Origin of the sequence: Flammeovirga aprica JL-4 (assembly GCF_012844305.1) — a bacterium.
GTDB lineage: Bacteria > Bacteroidota > Bacteroidia > Cytophagales > Flammeovirgaceae > Flammeovirga > Flammeovirga aprica.
This window is the reverse complement of sequence record NZ_JABANE010000054.1, coordinates 53,077-64,776: the sequence shown is the minus strand read 5'-3', so window position 1 is coordinate 64,776 and position 11,700 is coordinate 53,077. Positions and strand designations below refer to the sequence as shown.

The 11,700-nt window shown below is 37.0% G+C and carries 5 protein-coding genes; 3 read left to right on the top strand and 2 right to left on the bottom strand.

Annotated features, from left to right (window positions below):
- The coding region (locus tag HHU12_RS19010) for a leucine-rich repeat domain-containing protein (RefSeq protein ID WP_205959927.1) at positions 1–598 on the top strand (598 nt) is incomplete at its 5' end.
- A 184-nt stretch (positions 599–782) separates the two neighbouring features.
- The gene (locus HHU12_RS19005; RefSeq protein WP_169658322.1) at positions 783–1,355 is read left to right on the top strand and encodes a S1 RNA-binding domain-containing protein; all 573 of its coding nucleotides are present in this window, start codon (positions 783–785) and stop codon (positions 1,353–1,355) included.
- 101 nt (positions 1,356–1,456) lie between these two features.
- Here the strand turns inward: HHU12_RS19005 and HHU12_RS19000 are convergent, their stop codons facing one another.
- Positions 1,457–5,578 (bottom strand): two-component regulator propeller domain-containing protein, encoded by a 4,122-nt coding sequence (locus tag HHU12_RS19000; protein ID WP_169658321.1) that lies wholly within the window; start codon positions 5,576–5,578, stop codon positions 1,457–1,459.
- Positions 5,579–5,994: 416 nt separating this feature from the next.
- Positions 5,995–7,836 carry a sulfatase-like hydrolase/transferase gene (locus tag HHU12_RS18995; protein WP_169658320.1) on the bottom strand — a complete coding sequence of 614 codons (1,842 nt, stop codon included), beginning with the start codon at positions 7,834–7,836 and terminating at the stop codon, positions 5,995–5,997.
- 762 nt (positions 7,837–8,598) lie between these two features.
- Here HHU12_RS18995 and HHU12_RS18990 point away from each other — a divergent pair.
- Positions 8,599–11,694, top strand: a complete 3,096-nt coding sequence (locus tag HHU12_RS18990) for a SusC/RagA family TonB-linked outer membrane protein (protein ID WP_169658319.1) — start codon at positions 8,599–8,601, stop codon at positions 11,692–11,694.
- Positions 11,695–11,700: the final 6 nt, after the last annotated feature.

Genomic DNA, 11,700 nt, shown 5'->3' with positions numbered 1-11,700 from the left:
AAGTTTAAAAAGTCTAACACTCAATAACAGCACTGGAGCACATTTACCTGAAGGGTTAGGCAACTTGCCTTCATTAGAACATCTACATCTAAGGAATTGTAAAAACCTTTTTAAGCTACCTGCATCAATGGGTAATCTTAGATTATTATGGGGTCTCGACCTAACAGGTTGTTCAAGACTTACAGGATTACCCTCTTCTCTTACTCAAGTACCTATTGGGATATTAAAGCTTAGCGAATGTAATAACTTACGCTCTGTTCCAAAAGGGTTAAATGTCGGAAGTATCTTGGCTAGAGATGTAACATGGAAAAGTATGCCAGTAGGTATTTTTGATAGTGATGCAAATAGCCTAAATGTAATTAATCATCAAATCACAGACATAACAGGTATAGGGAGAATGGCTAATCTCAAAGAGCTAGACCTCACTAATGGAAAAATCAAACGTATCCCACCGGGTATCAGTAAATGTACCAAACTAAGATTATTACTACTTGAAGGAAATGAAATAGAAAGTACTTTCGGTGTTGAAGTTTCAGAAAATGTAGATACAAGGTTATTGGGAAATCCTGTATTTGATAAGGAATATATTAAGGAGTAAACGAAATTTTGTAACCCTACTATTTGTTGTAGTGTTAAACAGAAAAATGTCATTGCGAACTTGCAAATTAGATAACATCCAAGGTTATATGGCAAACATTTTAGATCAAAATAAAGAGAAAAGTTCATTACAAAACCCTTTTGAAAGTAGGGATATTGACTATAGCAAATAAAAGTAAGATGGAATGGAAAAGAAGTATTTGAAAGGAGAGGTCATTCAAGGGAAAATTATACGCCATGCACCTTTTGGTGTTTTTGTCGATATTGGTGATATAAATATTGAGGGTTTTATACCTACTATTGACTTTGGTATAGAATATTACGATAAATTTCATTTGGATCATGATAATGGAAATCATGATATAATAAATGATGCCATACCTAGTTATTACCCTGAAATAGGTTTTGAAATGCCTTTGAAAATTACGGGTTTTAATGAAAAAACTATTGATAATAAACAGCAATTATGGCTAAGTGTAAGGGTTAATGAAATGCCTGCAATAGATTGGAGTCTTACAAAAAAAACATACCCCAAAGGGTCTAAAGTTTTTGGAGAGGTTGTTAGACATACTAATCTAGGAGTTTATATTAACATTGAAGATGATCCTCTAGAAGGCTTTATTCCGTCATTTTGTTTTGGTAAAGAACATCCTTTTAAGAACTACCCTTATATCGGTACTCGTAAATTATTTGAAATAGTCAATTACTCTATTGACCTTGAAGGACGTAAAGAGCAAAACCAAATCTTTTTGAAGTGATAAAGGAAGTCTTCTCATTTTATCCATTTTATAGTATTACTTACATTTTTTCACAAAAAAACCACGACCTAAGCCGTGGTTTCTCAATTTTATATCATCCCTTAAGGAATCTTATCCGCCTCTATCTCTTTCGCATATTGGGAAGGAAGCACTCCGAATTCTTTCTTGAAGCAGTTTCTGAAGTATTTCAGGTCATTAAAACCAACTTCGTAGGTGACACCGCTGACGCTAAATCGACCGAGTTTTAGCATCTGTGCGGCACGTTTCAGTCTGATGTTTCTGATAAAGCCTTTGGCGGTTTGACCGGTGAGGGCTTTCAGTTTTTGATTCAGACGGAGAGGAGTAGCACCGTATTCAAGGGCTAGTTTTTCTACCGTAAATTCAGAATCTGAAATGTTTTCTTCCACGATTTCTACCAAACGGTTCAAGAATTTCTCATCGATAGTAGTGAACGTAATTTCACTTGGTTGAATATCCACATCCACTCGGAAACGCTTCTGTTGGTTGCGTCGGTTTTCAATGATGGTGAAAATTCTTGCCAGTAATACATCTGAATTAAATGGCTTTGTAACGTAAGCATCTACTCCGTATTCGTAGCCTTTCAGCTTGCTTTCTTCTGATTTTTTTGCCGTAAGTAAAATGATCGGTAAGTGACAGATTTGATTGTCCTCACGTACTTTTTTAGTGAGTTCATAACCGTCCATTACAGGCATCATAATATCAGATAGAATCAGGTTTGGCATTACTTCTTTGGCCAATTCCAATCCTTTTGCACCATTTTCAGCAAGGAAAACATCATAAGTATCTTTTAGAAGGTCTTTTAATAACTCTCTGATAGAAAGGTTGTCATCAATCACAAGTACCTTCGCTTTGGTAGATGTTTCCAAATATTCTTCATCTTCAATCAATGAAGTGGTGTTTTCTGGAGGAGTTTCTTCTATAAATTCACCATCATAAGCATCATCATTCATAGGGAAAGAAAGATAGAAGGTAGTGCCTTTGTTTTGCTCACTTTCCAGTGTAATATCACCGTGGTGAAGGTCTACCAAACTCTTGGTGAAGGCAAGACCGATACCTGTCCCTCTGTGGCGTGCTCTTTTTAAGTTATCCACTTGATAGAAACGCTCAAACAAGTGCTGTTGTCTTTCCTTCGGAATACCAATTCCTGTATCTTGAAGAGTGATGATAATACGTCCATTTTCCGACTTGATACTCAAGTTGATCTCACCTTCTGTAGTAAATTTGAAGGCATTAGAAAGGAGGTTGTATAAAATTTTCTCCACCTTATCTGTATCAATCAAACCATGAATATTTTCTTCCGTTTTATGGAACGTGTAAGTGATGTTGGTTTGCTCAGAAAACTCTTTGAAAGAGAAATAAATCTGCTCTATAAATGTATTCCAGTTCCCTCTAGTCAAGTTGAGTTTCATCTTGCCTTGTTCTACTTTTCTGAAGTCCAATAACTGATTTACTAAACGCATCAGATGTTGGATGTTCTTATGGATCAATTGGTATGATTTATCTCTTTCGTATTCCGATAACTCTCTGCCCTTTTTGATTAATTGCTCAATAGGGGTGTTGATCAATGTAAGTGGCGTTCTCAATTCGTGAGAGATGTTAGTGAAGAATTGCATTTTCAGCTGACTCAAATCTTCTAGTTTTTCATTTTCAAACTTCACCATTTCCAATTGTGATTTCTTTCTCGCAGTGATGATTGTAAATCTTGAGAAGAAATAAACTAGGCCAACAAATGCGATAAAGTACATTAATTTTGCCCACCAAGTCATCCACCAAGGCGGAAGGATCGTGATTTTAAGATCAATAGGGTCTGCTTTCCAAATGTTATCCCCATTCGAAGCTTTTACGAGCAAAGTGTATTCTCCTGGATAGAGGTTGGTATACTTTGCCTCTCTCTGCATTGCGTCAGCTGTAATCCAGTTTTTGTCCAGACCTACTAATTTGTATTTGTAACTGTTTTTATTGGGGGAAGCGTAATGTAAGTACGCAAATTTTACAGAGAAGCTGTTTTGATTAGCATCAAGTGTGATGGATTTCGTATATCTGATCGATTTTTCTAGAATTTTATTATCGTCATCAGCAGGCGTCATTACATTGTTCAATATTTTCAGTTCAGTAAACACCAAATCCGCATTGGTAATATCGTCTACAATTTCATGAGGATTAAAAACATTGATCCCGTTTACACCACCAAATACTAACTCACCACTCTTACGTTTACAAGCCGTCAGTTCTCCAAATTCGTCGTCTTGAAGACCATCACTCACATCAAAGTTTTTGATCGTTCTATTTTTGATGGAAATCTTACTTATTCCTTTGTTGCTAGAGACCCAAACGTTTCCATAGTTGTCTTCCAGAATCGCTTTGATAGCGTTGTTAGGTAAACCATCGTTAACTGTAATACGGTCAAACTTAATATCATTGATGTCATAATCCGCTGCTACTACGTTTAGGCCACCGCCCATAGTACCGACCCATATCTCTCCGTTAGTAGTTTCATAAATAGGCAGTACATAATTGTAGCTCAATGATGTGTTATCCTCATCGTTATTAATAAATAACTTAAAGTCAGGAGTGTCGTTTAGTTTTTCGCCTTTCGGAATGATGATCAACCCCTGATTACTTCCCACCCATAAGTTACCTTTGCTGTCTACCAACACACTTCTGATCACCTCAAAAGGATCTTTGTATTCCTCCGCCTGTTGGATATTGATCTTTTTCCAAACGATAGAGTTGTCTTTCTGCAATCGGCCTCTCGTCAAGCCACCGCCATAAGATGCGAGCCAAATTGTAGAATCGCCGTCCGTTTCAATAGAGAAAACAGAGTTTTTCAAGTTGGCAGGGTGGAAGAAAGAACTTTCCCACAGACGTTTTTCTAGCAGATGTGCCTTATCAATAGGAATAGCCAAAGAACGAAGCGGATAGCCCACACCGAAAATCAACTTTCCGTTCCATTCATCAATATCATAGATCATATTTTGACCTCTGATACCAATATTTACATTGATTTTTTTGTATTCAGAAGAATTAGGTTCAAGGTAATTCAAACCACCACCTTCAGTACCAACCCAAAGTCTACCATAAGAGTCTTCAAAAACAGATCTCACTTTATTGTAAGACAAGCTTTTTTGGTCTCTTTCCTTTTTGATGTGTTGAAATTTTTTGCGTTTAGGATTGTATTTTTTGATACCGCCACCGTTTGTACCAATCCAGACAATGCCCGTTTTATCTTCATAAATCATATGAATGATATTGGTATTCAAGTATTCATCTTTATCATAATGCTCCATAATCTCAAGGGTGTCTTTCTCCCTTGTGAGTCGCATACGGTAAAGTCCTTGCTTTGTACCTACCCAAATATTATTCTGATTGTCGCATAACACATAGTCACTACGCAGATTAGATACTTTTTTGAAAGTAAAGTCCTCTGGTTTGTCTCCTTCTTTTGTGACTTCATAAATCCCATTATAATAAGCGATGATCAGTGCATTATCACTTTCAGAAATCCCCAATACACCATTATTTTTACTCGCTGTATTAGGAAAGCTTCTGAAGGTGCCATAATCTTTATTGCCTGTTGGGGGAATATACTTTTGTAATCCCTTTAGCGTACCTACCCACATATTGCCTTCCGCATCCACATACATATCACGGATATGATCCTCCAGAAGACTTTCTTTATTATGAGGGTTGGCCTGATACTTATTGACTTCGATGGACTCTTTGTTCAAATATTTTTTCTGCACACAGTTCAATCCTTTCGAATTACCAAACCAAAGATTGCCTTGTGCGTCAAGTATCATTCTTGAAGCATTATTTTTAGTGAAAAGTTTCGGAGTGTCTTTCGTATTCATAAAAACCGTAAACTTTTCTGTCTCCAGATTGAAACGGCAAATACCAGCATCTGCAGTTCCCAGCCATAGGTTTCCAAACTGATCTTCTACGATGCGATTGATAATGTTGGTAGGAATGTCATGCGTATCTTTTCTATAATCTTTAAATTCATAACCGTCGAAGCTACTGAACCCGTCATTGGTGCCAATCCATAGCAAACCCTGACTGTCTTGGTAAAGACAATTGATATCGTTTTGAGACAACCCATGACGAGTCGTATAATGATTGAAAATTAAATCTTTTGTGTCAGCATAACAGGTTACGCTCAGCAATAAAAATGCGAAGAGTAGATGGTGTAGTAATAATTTCATTCTAATTCCATTTCATTTTACAAAAAATATCTCTATAACCGAGATTTGTTGTTCTGTTAGTGCAATAAGGGGACTTTCGAAGTTACTCCCCCTTAAAATGAGTGTCAAATAAGCTACTTAAACTGTTTTTTACAAAAATACCCCACATTATTTGAGACAAAACCCACCTTTTCACGAATAAAAAAACACCCCGCTTCCATAAAGTTCGACTTTTTTAAACTTTTTAGAAAGGGGGTGTTTTGAATTTGTTGGAACAAATGTAAGGTTTGAAAGAAGAATTAAGAATGTAGAATAGTGAGTCTTAAGTTTTGACAGGTACTCATGTGACTTTATGAAACGGCTTAACACGAACCATCATAAGAAACACACTACGAACCATATCATTCTTAATTCTTCATCCTTAATTCTACATTCAATTAAAGGTTTTCGTCCAGTTTCAATTTGTAATCGTGGGCGCCTTCTGCAAAATTGCTTTTGTAAACTTTGGTGCCGGTTCCCCATCTTTCCCAGTTTACTTCCACTCGGTTATCCCCAATTACGATATTGATTAATTTCTCTTTCATTTGCTGTGCAATCTTTTCATATTTCTTAGAGAAAGCCAGGTTATTGATCTCTTTAGGATCTTTCTTCATGTCATAGAGGCAAGGGTCCAATTCCTTGTAACTTGCCGTTGTAGCCCATTCCATATCTTGTCCTTCCACTTTATTAGGTCTAGTTTGAATAGAGAACATAAAGCGCTTGGTTCTGATATATGCCCTTGGCCCGGTCACCGCATGACTTTCTCCTACAATGTAATCTCTTATAGGAGCCTCTTCAGCCACTACTTTTGCCATGTCTAAACCGTCGAGATAATCAAATTCATCGCTTTTAATATCTGCACCACCTGCCGCTAAAATAGTAGGGGCAATATCTACAAACTCTGTAAAATCTCTGACTACCTTGCCTTTAGGGAATTTTTTCTTGTCAGAAGACACCACAATGATAGGGTTGTGTACGTCTACATCCCAAGGGGAGAATTTAGAGACAGAACCATGCTCATTTAATTTCCAGCCATGGTCTCCACAAACGTAAACAATCAGCCATTCTTGATTTTTGCTTTCGCTGTATTCAATAAAAGCATCTACAGCTTCACCGATCAAACGATCTCCGTAGGCACAGAATGCATAGTAATCCTGAACCATTTTTAGTTTTTCCTCATCCGTAAAATGATCTGAGTACCCCAGGTTCACTTGCTTCTTCAACTGTTTCGGCATCTTCGCCATTTCTTTCGGGTCCAGTTCAGGAATATTGTAATCATATTTCTGGAAACGCTCTCTATATTCTTTTGGAGGAAGTACAGGAGTGTGAGGGAAATCGTAACCAATATGACAGAAAAGAGGTTTTGAATCATCAATACCCTCAAAAGTTCTACTGCCAATAGTATAAGTAGCCTCTGTATTTTGCAGGTATTCCTTAAATATACTCGTATAGTAGCCATCACGTGTTTTTCCAGCCGGCTGTGAACTCACCCCAGAAAGAATACCACCTTTATAAGGAGTCTGTGGACCTTTTTTCTTATTATAATGTCTCAAGAGATCATATTTGTCGTAGGCTTTTTGTGCAGAACCTTTGTATTGAGGCATCATTTCCTCCAATTCTTTTGAAACATAGATTTTGTCGCCATTATCATCCACAAAGAACTCTAAGTTTTTAATAGGCTTTTCTAATTTTTCTCCTTCAATATTATTCGCCCATGATTTACCATAGTCTGTAAAGCCATCCTTATGCAGTTGTTTGAAGTCGATGTCCGTATCATAGATTTTATGGCCTTTTGTCTTGCCATTCTTCATCAATTCCTTAATTCTAACTCCAAGTTTACCGATATGTACCGTTTGATACCCTAAAGCTTTCATCTGCTCCGGCAAAGTAGGTTTAAAATGTTCCAATGAATTATTATAGTATTCAAATTCATAAACCCCCGTACGGAAAGGATACCTTCCCAAGTGCATTGAGGTTCTAGAAGGAGCACAGCCCGCCGCCTGACAGTACGTATTAATAAAGGTAGTACCCGTAGAGGCTAAACGGTCCACATTTGGAGATTCCACATAACCTAATTTACTGTTTTTCTTCCCAGTCAGCATCTTATTAAATGCCTGTACGGAATCATGTCTCTGATCATCCGTTAAAAGCCAAAGGACGTTTGGCTTGCTTTGCGCGATAGCCCATTGGCTAAAACACATCATAAAAATCACGCAAGAGTAAAAAGTTGTCTTTTTCATTTCATGTAAAATTTAAAAAGTTTGTCGAGCACCTTTTTTTGAGGGAAGAGTTATGAGTTAAGAATTAAGAGGGTAGAAAAGTAAGGCCATATCCTGTACCTTCCTTTTAGAGCAGTTCACTAAGGTATTGTAATATAATGCACCTACGAACCACCTTAACTCTTAACTCTCCCTAAATCGGTGCTTTCAAATTAGTAGTCATAATTTGTGGCGGTAAGTTATACTTCTTCTCCAAAATGCTTAGCTAAAAATAAGGCCTAAGTAGTGGGGGATTTCAAAAGTGTTAATAATAATGTTACAGAATCTTAAAAAAATCACACCAAATAAATGTTTTTTTTACAAATAAAGCCTTAGATTTGATAAAGATAATGGGGGTGCTCCTTTTTCAATTTACCATTTTTTAAGTTAACAATATCTCCCCCCTATTTTTTAAACGTAAAATCGTCACTTTTATATGAAAATGATTACTATCTATCTAAAATTAAAGAGTACTACCATCCGTCAGCCTTTGTTTAATAAGTTATTCTCAAAAGGGTGTTTTTTGTTATAATACTCCCCTCATTGCTATTCGACCTCTTTAAAGCAGTTTTATTTATCCCCCTATTTATGAACAATTTGTTTTAAAGAATTTTAAAAGTCGAAACTAATTTTGGGATATGAAATGAATGTTCAACTTATTCACAAATGCAGACTATGTGGAAATGTGTTAAACTGTCGTTTAGTCTCCATAAGATATTAATATTGTTTCTTATGGTTGGTACTATGCTTTCAGTAGAGGCTTATGGCCAGAAAAAACAAAATGTTATTACAGGTAAAGTTGTCGATGAGAACGGTTATCCTTTGCCTGGAGTAAATGTCGTAATTGAGGGAACTACTAAAGGAAGCGTAACGGACTTTGAAGGAGTTTATAAACTAATGGTCCCAAATAAACAGACTATTTTAAAATACTCTTCAATTGGTTACCGTGACCAATCTATTAAAGTTGGTGAGCGCATTGTAATTAATGTAAACATGGAATTGGATGTGAAAGCATTGGATGAAATTGTTGTAATTGGTTATGGTGAGCAGAAAAAGAAAGAAGTAACTGGAGCCGTAGGTAGAATGGACGGTGAAGAACTTCTTAAAAATGCCACTTCTGATATGGCAAGCGCACTGCAAGGTCAGATTGCAGGTGTAAACGTTCAGGCTTCATCAGGTCAGCCAGGTGCGGCGGCCAACATTATGATTCGTGGTCTGAGTTCAGTAACAGGGTCTAGTACTCCTTTATATGTTGTGGATGGTGTTCCGTTTGACGGCGATCCGGGATTATCACCCAATGAAATTGCAACAATTGACGTATTGAAGGATGCGGCATCAGCAGCTATTTATGGTACAAGAGGTGCTGCAGGTGTAATCTTAATCACTACAAAACAAGGTGATGAGGGTGAAATGAAAATCAACTTCGATGGTTACTATGGTATTCAGAAAATTACTTCAGGTGTAAATACAATGAACTTTGAAGAGTACATGTATGCTGAAAACGTGAGAGCTCGTCACCTAGATGCGAATGCAAGTAAAGAGAACTTCTGGACACCAATCCAAGAGAATCCTGCTGGTTTTACACGTAATACCAACATGACAGATGTAATCATGATTGATAATGCTCCTGTTCAAAACTACTCATTAACTGCTTCAGGTGGTAAAAATGGTTTGAGATACAGTCTTACAGGTAACTACTTCTCTCAAGATGGTTCAGTAATCAACTCAGGTTTTGAACGTTTGAGTGTTCGTTCTAACTCAATGTACAGAAAGAAGAAATTTACTTTCTCTACAAACTTTGCTTTAAAAAGAGAGCAAAGACAATACACTCCTGTTACATTGTTGACGGATGCTTACAGATATAAGCCTTACCAACAAGAGATTGATCCGAATGCAACGGAGACAGCAACAGATGATGAAAATACTAATAACGTACAAAATTTAGCGTATATACAAACAAAATTACAACGTAACGATCAAAGTGTTACTAATCAAGCGAACTACAACTTCAAGCTAGATTATGATGTAGTAAAAGGACTAAAGTTATCCACTCGTTTTGGTGGTAGTGTTACTGAAGATACTCGTACGCTTATCGAGCCAATCATTCAGACGTACAATGGTGCTGGTGAATTAGTTTCAGTAAACGGTTACAGATCTGGTGTGAGACAAACTAGTGGCAGCAGAGATAACTGGTCTTGGGAAAGTACAGCAAATTTCACTAAGAAAATCAAAGGTCACTCAATTAAATTATTAGGTGTATTCTCTTTAGAGAGCTATCATTATAATTCATTCTTCGGTCAGAGAAAAGACCTGATCAGTAATGATATCACAGTAATTAATGGTGCTACTTCTGATAACTTAGCGGGTAACCAAACAGGTTATCTACAAAATAGAACGAACAACTTAGTAGGTATGTTGGGTAGATTGCAATATAACTACAAAGGTCGTTACTTATTGAGTGCCAGTGTAAGAAGAGATGGATCTTCTAGATTTGCAGAGGATTACCGTTGGGGACTTTTCCCTTCAGTATCGGTAGGTTGGAACGTTGCAGAAGAAACTTTCTGGAAAAACAACTTAGGAGAAAAAGTAAATACATTCAAGTTTAGAGGTAGTTACGGTACTACTGGTAACCAAAACTTTTTGGATTACAGTAATGTAGCGAATATTGCTTTATACAAAGATTATGCATTTGGTACAGGTGGATCTGAAGCTTTAAGTTCTGGTGCAGCTCAAGGAAGTTATGCAAACGCTAATGTACAATGGGAAACTACAATCCAAACTAACTTAGGTGTTGATTTAGGGTTCTTTGATAATAAATTAACAGTGACTGCAGATGTTTACAATACTGTGAAACAAGACATGTTATTCCCTGTATTGATTCCTTCTTCTACAGGTGGAGGTATGACACCACAAGTAATCTTGAACGTGGGTAATATGGATAACAGAGGTATGGAATTCTCGGCTAACTACAAGCATGTAGGAAAGGGTGATTTCAGCTGGAATGTTGGTGCTACTTATTCAAGAAACGAGAATAAGATTACTAAAATGGCTGGTACAAACAAAGAGTCTTACATGAAAGGTTCTGAGGCTGTAACAATCGGCGGTAATGCTCAAGATAAGTTGTCAGTATTGAAAGAAGGTTATGAAGCAGGTGCTTTCTTCTTGATCAAGTCAGACGGTATCTTAAGAACACAGCAAGAAGTGGATGAATACAATGAGATTTTTAACGTTGGTGCTAAATTGGGTGATTTAAGATTAGTAGATCAGCCAACTGTTGACACTACTGGCGATGGTATTCCTGATTCTGGTGATGGTGTGATTGACGACCAAGATAGAGTATATATGGGTAGTGGTATGCCTGACTATGAATTAGGTTTGAACTTAGGAGCTTCTTATAAAGGATTTGACTTATCAGTTCAATTCTATGCGGCTATCGGTGGTGAAGTGATCAACGGTAACAAGGCTTATGCATACCAGCAAGGTGTTCACAAAGACATGGTTTACCAGTGGTCAGATGCAAATGTTAATTCTAATATCCCTGCAAACAGAGGTGGTGGACATGAGAATTATAGAGGTCGTAATGACATCTATATCGAAGACGGATCTTTTGCTCGTTTACGTAACGTGACTTTAGGTTATGCGCTTCCAAGCAACGTGACAAAGAAGATGGGAATCAGTAAATTAAGATTCTATGCAACAGCAATTAACCCATTGACATTTACAAACTATACAGGTTATGACCCAGAAGTAGGTAACAATGGATTGAGTACTAGAGGTATTGACAAAGGTACTTACCCTGTAACAGCTTCTTACCGTTTTGGTTTACAATTTGGCTTCTAATCAGTA